Source organism: Nostoc sp. KVJ20, from assembly GCF_001712795.1.
GTDB lineage: Bacteria > Cyanobacteriota > Cyanobacteriia > Cyanobacteriales > Nostocaceae > Nostoc.
This window is the reverse complement of sequence record NZ_KV757634.1, coordinates 21,466-36,396: the sequence shown is the minus strand read 5'-3', so window position 1 is coordinate 36,396 and position 14,931 is coordinate 21,466. Positions and strand designations below refer to the sequence as shown.

11 protein-coding genes are annotated in these 14,931 nt (G+C 43.5%); 6 read left to right on the top strand and 5 right to left on the bottom strand.

Features of this window, described 5'->3' with window-relative positions:
- Positions 1 to 71: 71 nt before the first annotated feature.
- From A4S05_RS19270 to A4S05_RS19260, 3 genes are all read right to left on the bottom strand, one after another.
- Positions 72 to 1,844, bottom strand: coding sequence for a ribonuclease J (locus A4S05_RS19270; protein WP_069071415.1), 1,773 nt, complete (start codon positions 1,842 to 1,844; stop codon positions 72 to 74).
- A gap of 260 nt (positions 1,845 to 2,104) precedes the next feature.
- The gene (gene dapA / locus A4S05_RS19265) at positions 2,105 to 2,989 is read right to left on the bottom strand and encodes a 4-hydroxy-tetrahydrodipicolinate synthase (RefSeq protein WP_069071414.1); all 885 of its coding nucleotides are present in this window, start codon (positions 2,987 to 2,989) and stop codon (positions 2,105 to 2,107) included.
- A 149-nt stretch (positions 2,990 to 3,138) separates the two neighbouring features.
- A complete protein-coding gene (locus tag A4S05_RS19260) occupies positions 3,139 to 4,176 on the bottom strand; it encodes an aspartate-semialdehyde dehydrogenase (RefSeq protein WP_069071449.1) in 1,038 nt (345 codons plus the stop codon).
- Between the two features lie 889 nt (positions 4,177 to 5,065).
- On the opposite strand from A4S05_RS19260, the gene tig reads away from it, so the two are divergent.
- The 4 genes from tig to A4S05_RS19240 all read left to right on the top strand — a co-directional run bounded on the left by tig (position 5,066) and on the right by A4S05_RS19240 (position 9,911).
- Positions 5,066 to 6,505, top strand: coding sequence for a trigger factor (gene tig / locus A4S05_RS19255; RefSeq protein ID WP_069071413.1), 1,440 nt, complete (start codon positions 5,066 to 5,068; stop codon positions 6,503 to 6,505).
- Positions 6,506 to 6,837: 332 nt separating this feature from the next.
- Entirely contained in the window at positions 6,838 to 7,536 is a 699-nt protein-coding gene (clpP, locus tag A4S05_RS19250) for an ATP-dependent Clp endopeptidase proteolytic subunit ClpP (protein WP_069071412.1), read from the top strand.
- Between the two features lie 9 nt (positions 7,537 to 7,545).
- Complete coding sequence (gene clpX, locus A4S05_RS19245; RefSeq protein ID WP_069071411.1) at positions 7,546 to 8,886, top strand: ATP-dependent protease ATP-binding subunit ClpX; 1,341 nt, start codon at positions 7,546 to 7,548, stop codon at positions 8,884 to 8,886.
- A 104-nt stretch (positions 8,887 to 8,990) separates the two neighbouring features.
- The gene (locus A4S05_RS19240; protein ID WP_069071410.1) at positions 8,991 to 9,911 is read left to right on the top strand and encodes an alpha/beta fold hydrolase; all 921 of its coding nucleotides are present in this window, start codon (positions 8,991 to 8,993) and stop codon (positions 9,909 to 9,911) included.
- Between the two features lie 14 nt (positions 9,912 to 9,925).
- On the opposite strand, the gene A4S05_RS19235 is transcribed toward A4S05_RS19240, so the two are convergent.
- Positions 9,926 to 11,122: an FAD-dependent monooxygenase gene (locus tag A4S05_RS19235; protein WP_069071409.1), complete on the bottom strand. Its 1,197-nt coding sequence runs from the start codon at positions 11,120 to 11,122 to the stop codon at positions 9,926 to 9,928.
- A 152-nt stretch (positions 11,123 to 11,274) separates the two neighbouring features.
- A complete protein-coding gene (locus A4S05_RS19230) occupies positions 11,275 to 12,258 on the bottom strand; it encodes a GntR family transcriptional regulator (RefSeq protein WP_069071408.1) in 984 nt (327 codons plus the stop codon).
- 300 nt (positions 12,259 to 12,558) lie between these two features.
- Here A4S05_RS19230 and A4S05_RS19225 point away from each other — a divergent pair, with 300 nt between their 5' ends.
- The gene (locus A4S05_RS19225; protein ID WP_069071407.1) at positions 12,559 to 13,299 is read left to right on the top strand and encodes a dienelactone hydrolase family protein; all 741 of its coding nucleotides are present in this window, start codon (positions 12,559 to 12,561) and stop codon (positions 13,297 to 13,299) included.
- A 142-nt stretch (positions 13,300 to 13,441) separates the two neighbouring features.
- Complete coding sequence (locus A4S05_RS19220; RefSeq protein ID WP_069071406.1) at positions 13,442 to 14,344, top strand: S1 RNA-binding domain-containing protein; 903 nt, start codon at positions 13,442 to 13,444, stop codon at positions 14,342 to 14,344.
- Positions 14,345 to 14,931: the final 587 nt, after the last annotated feature.

The following is a 14,931-nucleotide window of genomic DNA, read 5'->3' as shown; positions in this document are numbered from 1 at the left end:
CAACAAAGCGCAAAGACGTTAGAAAAACTCTACGTCTTTGCGCCTTTGCGTGAAATTCTACTTTAAATTCCCTACGATGCTACCTGAGCAGCAGTCCGAGTCCGCCGCCTTCTACCATCGGCAACTTTCACAGGTGGCTCATCAGGAATTTGCATCAACAAAGTCACAGATGGTTGACATTGCAATTCTCGACGGATGGAACGTTGCAATTCTCGTTCTAAAGTTCCTTGCAATCCGCCCCAGTCTATATCTGCTGCTTCACCTTCGCTAGGAGCAAATTCTGTCCAGCGCACAGTGAGGATTTCTTCAATGCGTTGTTTTACCCAAGTTTGTAGGAGCGATCGCTCTACACTAGTTACTACACCCCGGAGGTGAATTTCTGGTTTTGCCAACAGTTTACCATTCCAATCAATGGCAGCTGCGATCGTAATAATCCCTTCTGAAGCCATGCGTTGCCGTTCTTGCAGCACTTTGGCGCTTACCATACCCGAACTAGTAGTATCCACTAATTCAATACCAGATGGCACTTTACCACCAACGCGAATCGCATCTTCAGTCAGTTCGACAATATCACCATTCTGAATAATGATCATGTTTTCTGCGGGAATGCCCATACTCTGAGCCGTTTCTGCGTGCTTCACTAGCATCCGGTGTTCGCCGTGAAATGGCACAAAGAATTTGGGTCGAGTTAAGGCAATCATCAGCTTTTGTTCTTCCTGACAGCCGTGACCGGAGACGTGAATTCCTTTATCCCGTCCATAGACCACTTTCGCACCTTGAATCATCAATTTATCAATGGTGTTGACTACTGCGATCGTATTTCCGGGAATTGGGTTAGCAGAGAATACTACCGTATCCCCTTGGCGGATTTTAATATGAGGATGTTCTTTGTTAGCAATGCGGGTCATTGCTGCCATCGATTCACCCTGAGAACCTGTAGTGAGAATTAAAACTTTTTCGTCAGGGAGGTTGCGGACTGCGTGCAATGGTTGCAGTAGATTATCTTCACACTTGATGTAACCTAGATTCCGAGCATGAGCAATCAAGTTCAGCATGGAACGCCCCACAATCGTCACTACACGATTTTGCTTCTTGGCGATATCCAAAATCATGTTGATGCGATGGACGCTAGAAGCAAAGGTGGTGACGAATAATCGCCCAGTGGCTTGACTAAATACTCTCTCCAGATTGGGATAAACTGAACGTTCCGAAGGTGTAAATCCTGGTGTCTCGGCGTTAGTGGAATCACTCAGTAAACAAAGAACGCCTTTTTCACCATGTTCTGCTAGACGTTGCAGGTCGAACTTTTCACCATCGACTGGGGTGTGGTCAATTTTAAAATCGCCTGTGTGAATAACTACACCCAGGGGAGTATGAATGGCAACAGTGAAACTATCAGCGATGGAGTGAGTATTACGGATATATTCAACTAAAAAGTTTTTGCCAATCCGCACGACATCACGGGGCATAACTTTTCTTAATTCTGTGCGATCGCGCACTCCTGCTTCTTCTAATTTACCCTCTAGCATTGCCATCGCTAGTCTGGGGCCATAAATCACCGGGATATCAAATTGCTTGAGATGAAAAGCAATCCCGCCGATATGGTCTTCATGACCATGAGTAACGATCATCCCTTTAATTTTGTGGCGATTTTCCCGCAGATAGGTCGTATCTGGTAGAACAATATTTACCCCATGCATCGCCTCTGTGGGAAAAGCCAATCCTGCATCTAGCAGGATGATTTCATCGTCATACTCAAAAAGACAGGTATTTTTCCCAATTTCATGCAAACCGCCCAAAGGAATAATTTTCAAGGCGGAATTATTAGCTTCGTTTTTAGCCATTTTCTCCTTAGATTGTTACTTGTGGTTAATTAAGTTGACAGTTAACGAACTTGTATTTAAGACAACATAATCTGCCTCTTAAGTCAGTCTGAAAGCAATCAAGTTTTAAATTGAAATTTTCAATTTTTTATTCAATAAAATCGACAATACACTCAAGGATTCATAGTATATCTATCAGTCCTAGCACAGATTTTTAAATTGCAACTTATGAACAATTATGATCATTGTTTATATGTATCTTGCGCTTAACTAGCTGGTGGCTAGATTAAACTAAGTTCTTTCAAAACCGCTTCTAACTTTTGACTGACTTCTAAATCAGCTTCACATAGCGGCGGACGAGTTGAACCAACTTCCCAACCTTGAAGTTTCAGTGCTTTTTTCACTGGAATGGGATTTGAAGTTAGAAACAAAGCTTTAAACAACGGGAAGAGTTGGAGATGAATCTCACTGGCTACTTCAATTTTCCCGGCACTAAAAGCTTGGATCATCTGCTGTAGTTGGTTTCCTACCAGATGAGAAGCCACACTTACCACACCCTTTGCCCCGATCGCTAACAAGGGCAAAGTCATGTAATCATCACCAGAATAGATGTGGAATTCTTTTGGTGTCAAGCGACGAATAACGCTTGCCTGATCTATATTACCAGTGGATTCTTTTATCCCGACAATATTGCTAACCTCAGCTAACCGGGCAACTGTTTCTGGCTGAAGGTTTTGTCCGGTACGACCGGGGACATTATATAACAACAATGGTAGGTCGGGACAGGCTTGTGCTATCGCCTTAAAGTGCGCTTCCAATCCCGCCTGTGGCGGTTTGTTGTAATAGGGAACAACTTGTAAGGAACCATGTACTCCTATCTTAGACGCTTTTTGGGTGGCTGCGATCGCTTCTTTGGTGGAATTTGATCCACAACCTGCGATTACCTTGGCTTTTCCTGCCACGGACTGCAATACCTCGACAAACAACTGGTATTCTTCATCCCAACTTAGTGTTGGGGATTCTCCTGTTGTGCCGCACATTACCAATGTATCTGTACCGTTGTTAGCTAGATGCGCCGCCAGTTCTGCCGCTACATCATAGTTGACACTACCATCTGCTTTAAATGGCGTAATCATAGCAGTTAAAACATTGCCAAAATCTCCCACCCTTTTTTCACTCCTGATTACCCATATTTTTATATCTTGGTGGTTCTCTATTGTAATAACCTATCTGCAAATTGCTTTCAAGTGTCATTTGTCATTTGTCCTTTGTCCTATTGTCATTTGTCACTTTACCAATGACCAATGACCAATGACTAATGACTAATAGCTAATGGTTTGAGTAGATTTTTCTCTACTAACAACTCAGCGATTTGTATTGCATTTAACGCTGCGCCTTTGCGGATTTGGTCACCGCACAACCATAATTCCAAGCCACAGGGATGAGAAATATCCTGACGAATTCTTCCCACTAAAACTTCATCCCGACCTGTTGCTTCAATTGGCATCGGAAAGTGATTAGTTTCCCAATCTTCGACCAGTTTCACTCCAGGGGAGGAATTTAAAATTTCTCTGGCTTCCTCTGCACTAAAGGGAGTCTCAAATTCTAAATTAATGGCTTCTGAATGGGCGCGGAGTACGGGAACCCGTATACAGGTCGCAGTGATTCTGATTTGCTGCGTGCCAAATATTTTTCGGGTTTCGTTAACCATTTTCATTTCTTCCTCACAATAACCCAAATCGTTTAATGGTGAGTTGTGTGGGAATAAATTAAATGCCAATGGGTAAGGCAATATTTCGGCAATCGGCGGCTGTCCTTGTAGTATAGCGCTTGTTTGGGTTTTGACTTCTGCCATTGCTCTAGCACCAGCACCACTAGCCGATTGGTAGGTTGCAGCGACGATGCGTTGCACTGGTTTAACTTTATGCAATGGCCAGACTGCCACTGCCATTAAAATCGTTGTGCAGTTGGGGTTAGCAATAATGCCTTGGTGATTAGCAGCGGCTTGGGGATTTACCTCTGGTACTACTAAGGGGACTTCCGGGTTCATCCGAAAGGCGCTGGAGTTGTCAATTACGACTGCGCCCTTTTCGACGGCAATTGCGGCCCAAGTTTTGGATGTGGAACCACCTGCACTAGCCAGTACTATATCGACATTTTCAAAAGCGCGATCGCTCACTGCCTCTATTGGTATATTTTCACCTTTAAATTGCAGTGTTCGCCCGACACTACGCTCTGATGCCAATAACTTCAGGTTGACAAGAGGAAAATTACGACTTTCTAACAATTCCAGCAACTCTGTGCCAACTGCACCAGTCGCTCCCAAAATAGCTAAACTATAGGATTTCGACAAACTTGCTTCCTCCATTAAGAGATTTATGTGAAATTTCTTGGAACAATTGACAATTTTCTTATATATAAATAGCGATCGCAGTCTTGAAATACATTTTGAATAGATTTTTCTCTAATTTAGTCGATCTTTATATATCTAATACATTTGTTTTATTGGTTTTTTATAAGTTAAGTGATGTTGCATTCTACAACAACAGACTTCCAATTTTTCCATCAACTTTTAACTATAATACTATTATACAACAAACCGCCATTTAGCAGAAAAATGGAGATATCTGCACTTAGACGTTTAATAGGCATCCCAGTTTTAAGTTAATAAACGTTTTAGCTGCAAATCTGCTTACCAACATGATGAATATACTATGATCGAATTGCATAAAACTACCGCAGCATAAAAGTGAACTATGCGGTTCGGTAACAGATGCACTCTCGTACCACAACTTAATAATAGCTAGACTCGATACTATAACCTTAACTTGGGGGTACTAACCACTCGTTGAGAACCAGGATATCACGGGATTAGCCCACTGAATAATTAATTCCTAAGTTTTAGGGGTAGTAGGGAGTGGAGAAGGCAATAGGTTACAGGTTCAGGGGTACAGGTTACAGATTTATTCCCTATCACCTCTCCCCTATCACCTGCCACCTTCTCCCTAATCCCAAAGCCCCATTAACCAAATTGTTATGAAGGTAAAATGTCAAGTCCTTGGTCATTGGCAGTAAACTGGATCTTTGCCCCAGGATAAACATCCATCCTTGGATGTGATCAGACCTTTTGGCAAACTCCCATTGCCCCTAAGAGACATCAACAAGCTATAAACGCAAACAATTATTTTATTGCGTCTTGTGTGTACTCGGAGTATAAAATACCAGAAAACTAGAGACGAAGCATGAAAGTCACCCAGGAAAAACTTCCCGCCAGCCAAATTGGCCTGGAAATAGAGATTACGCCGGAAATTACCAAGCAAACTTACGAACAGGTCATCAAAAACTTAGCGAGTACTGCCAATATTCCTGGGTTTCGTAAAGGCAAGGTACCCCGGCCGATATTGCTACAACGGCTGGGTACAACTCGTATCAAGGCAGCAGCGCTGGAAGAACTAATTCAAGACGGCATTGAGAAAGCAGTTAAACAAGAAGCTATCCCGGCAATTGGTCAGCCGCAATTGCGCTCCTCTTTTGAGGATTTGATTAATAATTATGAACCTGGAAAACCCCTGACAATTTTGGCCGCGGTCGATGTAGAACCAGAAGTGAATCTCGTGCAGTACACTGATTTGCAAGCTAAGGCTGAAGAAGTCAAGTTCGATCCAGAACAAGTGGAGAACACACTGGATAAGGAACGTCAAGAATTAGGGACATTGATTCCTGTGGAAGGACGTGCAGCCCAAATCGGTGATATTGCTGTAGTCGATTTTAAAGGTTCATTCGCCAAAGCCGAGGGTGAGGACGAAACAGCTGAACTAGAACCAATTCCCGGAGCCGAAGCAACTGATTTTCAAGTTGAGTTGCAAGAAGATAAATTTATTCCAGGCTTTATTTCTGGGATAGTAGGGATGAATCCTGAAGAAACCAGAGAAATTGCAGCACAATTCCCAGACCCCTATGCTAATGAAGATTTAGCTGGAAAAGCGGCAACTTTCACAGTGACGCTCAAAGAACTGAAGGAAAAGGAACTACCAGAAATAAATGACGATTTCGCCCAGGAAATCAGCGATTTTGAAACCTTAGAGGAATTACGCGCTTCTTTGGTAGAGCGATATCAAAAAGAGGCGGACGACAAAACAAAAACAAATAAGCAGGAAGCCTTGTTAACGGAACTGCTCAAGCACGTAGAAGTTGACTTACCAGCAACCTTGATTGAGCAAGAAGTGGATGCAATGCTAACGCAAACAGCAATCCGGCTGTCTCAGCAAGGATTGGATGTGAGAAAGCTGTTTACTCAAGATATTATTCCACAATTGCGGGAGCGATCGCGCACTGAGGCCATTGAACGCATCAAACGCTCCTTGTCTTTGCGGGAAATCGGTAAACGCGAATCTATCGAGGTAACACCAGAAGAAATCGCAGCCAGAGTCACAGAACTTTTGGAACAGTACCCAGAGGAACAAGACGTTGATGAAGATAAACTGCGCTCAATCGTGGAAAATGAACTGCTAACCGAAAAAATCATCGATTGGCTCTTAGAACACTCCTCAGTTGAACTTGTACCCGAAGGTTCCTTGAGTCCCACAGAGGAAACAGAAGACGCAGAATTGGATGCTGATGCTGATGCACCTCAAACTGAGGAAGAAAACAGCGAAGCTTCCCCAGAAGTTACAGAAGGATAATAAAAAATCCCACAGCCATGAGTTCACCAGTTCTGAGTTAAAGTGCTGGTGAAATGCTTCAGGTGAGGGACATGAGGAAGTAGGGCAACAAATAACCAATGCCCTATGCCCTATCCTCCATAATTCAGGGATAAAGTCAGAATAATTAAAGAATTAATGAATTTTCGGCAAATAGTGACACCTGTTATTGCCTGAGCTTGATACTGTGTTAAACGAGAGGAAATTATATGAGGCATAATGGTTAACACGTAGCTTATAAAAATCCCATTCGTCGAAAAGGCAGCATCGGCTGCTGAAACATTTGTCCTAAATTATCGTCAAAGAAAGCTTGTATGCTTGAATCGCAGTCGGGAAATTCCCCAATCAGCAACTTAAGTCGAATAAACATTAACTCCCAGTTAAGCAGCCCTAGCAACATCGTGCCGATGGTAATAGAGCAATCTGGCATGGGAGAAAGGGCTTTCGACATCTACTCCCGCCTGCTGCGAGAGCGGATTATCTTTTTAGGAACGCCAATAGACGATGCCGTAGCTAACTCAATTGTGGCTCAGTTGTTATTCCTAGACGCCGAAGACTCAGAAAAAGACATCCAACTGTATGTTAATTCTCCTGGCGGCTCAGTGTACGCAGGGATGGCAATCTATGATACAATACAGCAAATTCGCCCTGATGTTGTTACCATCTGCTTTGGATTAGCCGCGAGCATGGGGGCATTTTTGTTGACAGCAGGAGCTGCCGGTAAGCGAATGTCTCTGCCCGACTCCCGGATTATGATTCACCAACCACTTGGTGGCGCTCAAGGTCAAGCCATTGACATTGAAATTCAAGCCAGAGAAATTCTTTACGTTAAGGCTAAGTTGAATCAGTTAATGGCTCACCATACTGGTCAACCCTTAGAAAGACTTGAAGCAGATACTGAGCGCGACTTTTTTATGTCGGCAGAAGAGGCAAAAAACTACGGTTTGATTGATCAGGTCATTTCCAGGCAAAATCTTCCCGTAGCAGGGGAAAACGTCACCATTCTGAAATAAGAGGCTGGTATGTCTAAGTACGACTCCCATTTGAAATGTTCATTTTGTGGCAAGTCTCAAGAGCAGGTGCGTAAATTAATCGCAGGGCCGGGAGTCTACATCTGCGATGAATGCGTTGACTTGTGTAATGAAATACTAGACGAGGAATTACTCGATACCAATGGTGCGGCCGCACAACCAGCACCAAGAGCAGAGCCACCTCAAAAACGGCGTACCCACTCTGCTAGTATTTCGTTTAATCAAATACCCAAGCCAAGAGAGATTAAAAAGTATCTAGACGAGCACGTTATTGGTCAAGACGAAGCGAAGAAAGTGCTGTCAGTAGCCGTTTACAATCACTACAAGCGGCTGGCGGTCATTCAGTCTAAAGCCAGTGGCAAAGCTGGGGCAGATGATGCCATAGAACTGCAAAAGTCCAACATCTTGTTAATTGGCCCGACCGGTTGCGGCAAAACTCTCTTAGCCCAAACCCTAGCGAAAATCTTGGATGTACCCTTTGCCGTCGCCGACGCGACAACGCTGACGGAAGCCGGGTATGTGGGAGAAGATGTGGAAAATATCTTGCTGCGACTGTTGCAGGTGGCAGATTTGGATATAGAGGAAGCGCAACGGGGAATTATTTACATTGACGAAATTGACAAAATTGCTCGTAAGAGCGAGAACACGTCAATTACCCGCGATGTTTCTGGCGAAGGCGTGCAGCAAGCTTTGCTGAAAATGTTGGAGGGAACGATCGCTAATGTACCACCCCAAGGGGGGCGCAAGCATCCCTATCAAGACTGCATCCAGATTGATACAAGTAATATTTTGTTCGTCTGTGGTGGTGCTTTCGTGGGCTTAGACAAGATTGTAGATCAGAGAGTTGGCAAAAAAGCAATCGGCTTTGTGCAACCGGGAGAAGGTCAGTCAAAGGAGAAACGAGCAGCAGACACTCTCCGTCATCTAGAACCGGATGATTTAGTAAAATTTGGCCTGATTCCAGAATTTATTGGGCGGATGCCAATGGTAGCAGTAGTAGATCCGCTAGATGAAGAAGCGCTGATGGCGATTCTCACTCAACCACGCAGCGCCCTAGTGAAGCAGTACCAAAAGCTGCTGAAGATGGATAATGTCCAGTTAGATTTTAAAGCAGATGCTTTACGAGCGATCGCTCAAGAAGCTTACCGCCGTAAAACTGGTGCGAGAGCATTACGTGGTATTGTCGAAGAACTAATGCTGGATGTAATGTACGAGTTACCATCCCGTAAGGATGTGACACGCTGTACAGTTACCAGGGAAATGGTCGAGAAGCGATCGACTGCCGAACTAATAATACATCCATCTTCACTACCGAAGCCAGAATCTGCTTAATAGTCATTGGTCATTAGTCATTGGTCATTGGTTATTTGTCAAAAACTAAGGACTAATAACCATATACCAAGGACAAATGACAACTGACAAAGGACAAATGATAAATGCCTTATATTAATGTTCGTGGCGTTGAGCATTACTACGAATGGGTGAAAAAACCATCCGGTTCTCTGGTAAAACCAGTGATGGTTTTTATGCATGGTTGGGCTGGTTCGGCTAGATATTGGCAAAATACCGCTAACGCTTTATCAGAGCAATTTGATTGTTTACTCTACGATATGCGGGGATTTGGTCGTTCTGGTGGAAAGCCAACTATCGCCCAAGCAAGTGAAGCTGTTGCTGAATCTGATTCCCCACAGGAAGAATCAGAGGCAATTAAAGAGCTAACCTATGAGTTAGAGGAATACGCTGATGATTTGGCAGCTTTGTTAGATGGGTTGCATATTCAGCGTGTTTATATTAATGCTCATTCGATGGGCGCTTCTGTTGCCACTTTATTTTTTAACCGCTACCCCCAACGAGTAGAGCGAGGAATTTTAACTTGTAGCGGCATTTTTGAATACGACGAAAAATCCTTTAGTGCCTTTCATAAATTTGGTGGCTATGTAGTTAAATTCCGTCCCAAGTGGTTAGGCAAAATTCCATTTGTTGACCGGATGTTTATGGCCAGATTTCTGTATAGTTCCATACCATATTCTGAGCGGCAAGCTTTTTTAGAAGATTTTCTTGAAGCAGATTACGATGCGGCTTTAGGAACAATTTTTACTTCCGTTAGTAAGGCTCAATCTGAAGTGATGCCGCAAGAGTTTGCCAAGCTAACAGTGCCGACTCTACTCGTGGCAGGGGAGTATGACAAAATTATTCCAGCCGAGATGGGGCGGAAAGCAGCTGCATTAAATGACAAAGTGGAATTTGTGATGATTCCTAAGACAGCCCATTTCCCAATGTTGGAAGATGCCCCAACTTATCTGCAACGGGTACAAGAGTTTTTGCAAATTAACACGCCAAAACCACAAGTGGGATAACTACTGGCGGTTTTTTAGACACTTAAGTGTACCTGTGTGATACCTTGACGCATTTTATATTGTCGCCTTAACCAAGACTTTTTAATTATTTTACGGAGTAAGGGGGCAAGTTGAATCAACAGCGATCGCAGCAGTGCATTTTTTCGCAGTAGTTCGCCTTGTTCAGCTTCTTCTAACTGGAGTTGCTGGGCGCGGATAATTTCTGGCTCACGTTCTGCTTGGATGTGCGACAGTGCCATGTCAATATCTTGGTGTCCAGCTTCTTTTTGCAACAGTGGCACAAGATGATTAGCGGCGACAATCACATCACGGAATGCGAGATTAATTCCTTGGGCACGGACGGGAGACATTGGGTGTGCAGCATCACCTAAAAGCAGTACCCCTGGTGCGTGCCATTGGGGACAATAACCCACCACAACAGAGAGCCGAATGGGGGATTCGATAGTGTCTGCATGATTACGGAAATGCTCTGCTAGCCATGAGGGTGATAGTGAGGCAAAAATCTCTGCCCAGTTGGCTTGTTTGGAGTCAGTATTTTCGGTTGCTGACATCACCCAAGCCAGATGTAGTTTTCCTGATTCTGCTCCGTGAAAGATGGTAAATACGCGATCGCCATTTACAATAGTACGAAACACATTATCGGCTGCAAACTCAGGGCTGGCGGCAAGTTTAAACCAGAGAATATCAATATTTTTGGGCTGGCGTACCAATTCTAATCCTATACGTTGTCGCACAAGGGAATTTCTACCATCTGCCCCAACCACTAAGTCAGCAGCAAATTCTCTTCCATCGCTCAGTACTACACCTGCGACACGTTGGTTACTCCACAATAAATCCTTGACAGGAATACCTTGGATAAATTCAAACCCATCATTGGTTTGAGCTTCCGAAATCAGTGCTTTTAGTAGTGGTGGTTGTGAAACCAGTGTACAGGGTTGAGTTGCCCCCATTGGTTCATCAACTCGAAACAACTGCTTGCCCCCGATAATGAATTCCCACGCGTCGAGTTGCCGATGGGGAATATGTTCTAATAATGCCGATAGACCCATTTGCTCTAGAGCATCTAAGCCACTGGGCATTAATCCTTCGCCGCGAAATACACGATGAAAGTCTTTTGCTGCTTCAATTAACGTTACAGCAATACCACGTTTTACAAGAAGCAGGGCAAGGGTTACACCTGTTGGGCCTGCGCCCACAATCACAATTTGCACTACTTTATCCCTTCTGTATCAGTTGCTCTTAAAGATGTTGGTCGAATTATCTTGAGATTAATAGGACTGGTACGAGTTGGAGAATAACGAACCGCAGAGGCGCAGAGGGCACAGAGAATGAGAGTTTGAGAAATATTTTGCGTAAGTTTTAATTAACTTAAACCCAGTTCTCGTTTTAGCAAGTTAATCGAGTTAGCGCCGATATAATTCTCAACCTTAATCAGCTTTGGTGGACGAATAATATCTTCATCAGAGGCTTGCACGGCTGCTTGTACTGCCGCAAAACTGGCTTGATCGCTGATGATTACCTCAGCCCGTTTAACCATTGCCTGAAGTTTATAAGCATCTTTTGGTTGCGAAGTCATCACCAGTAGTTCATCGCCCCGCAAGCCGTGGAGGATGACTTCTGCTGCTCGTGCAATCCCGGAACTGAGGCTAACTATCCCAACACAGTTTTCTTTTGGTAGAGTTTTCAAGAGGCTGAGTTCTTTGCTGTAGTCGTAGATATCCAAAGGAATTACTCGTGCAGCTTTTGGAGCTGCGATCGCTTCCACATTACTGATAAAATACCGACTTGTGACGACTGTCGCAGAGGTAGTTTTATCTAACACAGCTGTTAATTCTTCCATTGCTACCAACTGGACTGGGATTTTTAGCGATCGCTCTAATTCATAGACCATCAACTCACCAGCACCCATATCATAAGATGGAACTGCAACCAGTACCCGCGCACTACAACGCAAGCGCCAGTCAATTTCCGCTAAAAATAGCTCCCTGGCTTGATTGAGTGAACATCCTTGGGTGAGCAAATCATCGAGTGCTTTCTGGACAACTTGATATGCATCAGGATTTTGTTTGAGTATTGGTGATTGCAGTCTACTACCGCCCTCATGACCTTGGGGACGAACATAAATTCCCGAACCAGCCATACTTTCAACAAATCCGTCTTCTTCTAGTTGACGGTAAACTTTGCTAATGGTATTACGGTGTAACCCAGTTTGCATTGCTAGCGCCCGTGTGCTTGGTAACTTGTAAGCAGGGGGATATTGCCGGGAAGCGATCGCAAACCTGATTTGATTAAACAGCTGGGTTGATGCCGGAATTTCGCTGTCTGGCTGAATACGGAATTGAATCATCACCAAACCTCCTGAATACTAAGTGCTGATGAGTGCTGTTAACGGGGCGTTTGCCCGTGCTGAGGTTTGAGTATTAAGTGTTGCTTGCCTACTCAGCACTTTTAACTCAGCACTATTTTGGTGTCTAGATGCATTTGCTACATATTGAATATTTTATTTACATATAAAGTTTTTCTGGTAGAAATTTCTAATGCGCTCACTATTGGTAATTGATAATTTAATTGGGAATAACCTGGGCATACTGGCATAGTTATATCAAATAAACACACAGCTAATTACACAGCACTGGTAAAAATTATTATGACAGAGCAAGCAACAATTACCACAACGGTTAATCTTTTGCAAGATAATATTCAAGTGTCTGCTTATCTTGCAGAGCCAAAAGAACCTGGTTCTTACCCAGGAGTGGTGGTATTACAAGAGATTTTTGGTGTCAACGTTCACATTCGGGAAGTTACAGAACAGATTGCCAAACTTGGGTATGTAGCGATCGCACCTGCGCTTTTTCAACGGATTGCTCCCGGCTTTGAAACCGGATACACACCCGAAGACATTGAAACTGGCAGAAGCTACGCCATGCAGACTCAAGCATCAGAGTTATTGAGCGATATTCAATTAGCAATTGACTACCTCAAAAATCTGCCCCAAGTGAAAAAAGATGGCTTTGGCTGTATTGGCTTCTGCTTTGGTGGTCATGTCGCATATCTTGCAGCCACTTTGCCAGATATTAAAGCTACAGCCTCCTTCTACGGTGCTGGAATTACCACCCGTACACCAGGAGGTGGCGCTCCCACTGTCACCCGTACCAGAGAAATTCCAGGTACTCTATATGGCTTCTTTGGTAAAGAAGATGCTAGCATCCCAACGGAACAAGTAGACGAGATTGAGGCAGAGTTAGAAAAATATAAAATTCCTCATCGCGTGTTTCGCTACGATGGAGCTGATCACGGATTTTTCTGTGACCATCGCGCCAGTTATAATCCTAAAGCTGCGGCCGATGCTTGGGAGCAAGTAAAACAACTCTTTAGTCAACTAAACTGAAGCATACGCAGGCAAGTTTGTCATTAGTCATTAGTCATTAGTGAATAACAAAGGACAACTTACGAATGACAAACGACAAGTGACAAATGACAATCTAAACTCCAGTGGCACCATATCAAATAACAATTAATCTTCAAAAGTCATGAATTCCGAATCGAAACTTTCTCAAACAGCCAATTCGTCATTTACAATGGACGATTTTGCCAAAGCACTAGAAAAGCACGACTACCAATTTCAAAAGGGACAGATTGTACATGGTAAAGTGTTCCAACTTGACCATGATGGGGCCTATGTGGATATTGGTGGCAAGTCGTCAGCTTTTCTGCCGCGCGATGAGGCTTCTTTGAGAGCAGTTACCGATTTATCGGAGGTGCTGCCATTGCAAGAGGAAATGCAGTTTTTGATTATCCGAGATCAGGATGCAGAAGGTCAAGTCACCCTTTCTCGAAAGCAGTTGGAAATTCAGCACATCTGGGAACGATTGGCCGAAATGCAGGAAAATGCCCAAACTGTGCAAGTAAGGGTTATGGGTGTGAATAAAGGTGGTGTAACCGTCGATATTCTCTCCTTGCGGGGATTTATTCCGCGATCGCACCTCGCCGAACGTGATAATTTAGAAGCACTCAAAGGTCAAAATCTGACTGTGGGCTTTTTGGAAATTAATAAAAACACCAATAAACTCATTCTTTCTCAACGTTTAGCAACTCGTTCTAGCAACTTCAGTTTATTAGAACTAGGTCAACTGGTGGAAGGCAAAGTTACCGGCATCAAACCTTTTGGTGTATTTGTTGATTTAAGTGGTATGAGCGCCTTGCTTCATATTAAGCAAGTAAGCCAAAAATTCATTGAATCTCTTGAAAAAGTATTTCAAGTTGGTCAGCCAATTAAAGCTGTAATTATTGACTTAGATGAGGGGAAAGGGCGGGTTGCTCTTTCTACCAGAGTTTTGGAAAACTTCCCTGGCGAAGTCTTAGAAAATATGGATGAAGTGATGGCTTCAGCTGAGGCGCGTGCCAATAGAGCTAATAACAAAGCATCTGAATAGTTTTAAGATGGGCTGCTTATACAAAGCATAGATAGTGCGTAAGTAGTCCATCGTAGACATCACACCTGCGGTAAGTGGGATTAATCGGTGACATACTCACCGAGAAAGAAGGGTCGGTGATTCTGGAGTAATAAGTAATAAGTAATAAGTAATGAGTAAATACCCATTTCTCATCCACTCATTACTCATTACTCGTTACTCATTACTCATTTAAAGTCCTGTCACCGATGATAAAAAGCCGTCTTCAAAAGACGGGGCTTCTCTACGAGACGCTTCGCGAACAGACCCAAATTTTTGGTGAATAGCGCCCACAAATTGATTAATAATCAATATTTCATGACTACCCCTGCATCTTTTTAGATGTAGGGGGATTGCAAATTAGGAAACCTTTTTACAGACTTTTGTCTAGCCCCTGGCATACAGTGTACACAAAAATTGTAAAAGCCTAGCTTGATGAGACTTTCCTTGTTCCCCTACTCTGCATGGTAACAAGAGAAAAAAGGAAAATCGGGCTTTTTCAACTTGTGTATTTACCAGCATAAAATCCTTGTAAAACAGTAATTTCAGCCAGTTTAACATGACTTTCG

Excerpts from the sequence above, each read along its gene's own strand:
- A4S05_RS19270 (WP_069071415.1), bottom strand. The coding sequence starts at position 1,844 with ATGGCTAAAAACGAAGCTAATAATTCCGCCTTGAAAATTATTCCTTTG.
- tig (WP_069071413.1), top strand. The coding sequence starts at position 5,066 with ATGAAAGTCACCCAGGAAAAACTTCCCGCCAGCCAAATTGGCCTGGAA.
- clpP (WP_069071412.1), top strand. The coding sequence starts at position 6,838 with ATGCTTGAATCGCAGTCGGGAAATTCCCCAATCAGCAACTTAAGTCGA.
- clpX (WP_069071411.1), top strand. The coding sequence starts at position 7,546 with ATGTCTAAGTACGACTCCCATTTGAAATGTTCATTTTGTGGCAAGTCT.
- A4S05_RS19240 (WP_069071410.1), top strand. The coding sequence starts at position 8,991 with ATGCCTTATATTAATGTTCGTGGCGTTGAGCATTACTACGAATGGGTG.
- A4S05_RS19230 (WP_069071408.1), bottom strand. The coding sequence starts at position 12,258 with ATGATTCAATTCCGTATTCAGCCAGACAGCGAAATTCCGGCATCAACC.
- A4S05_RS19225 (WP_069071407.1), top strand. The coding sequence starts at position 12,559 with ATGACAGAGCAAGCAACAATTACCACAACGGTTAATCTTTTGCAAGAT.
- A4S05_RS19220 (WP_069071406.1), top strand. The coding sequence starts at position 13,442 with ATGAATTCCGAATCGAAACTTTCTCAAACAGCCAATTCGTCATTTACA.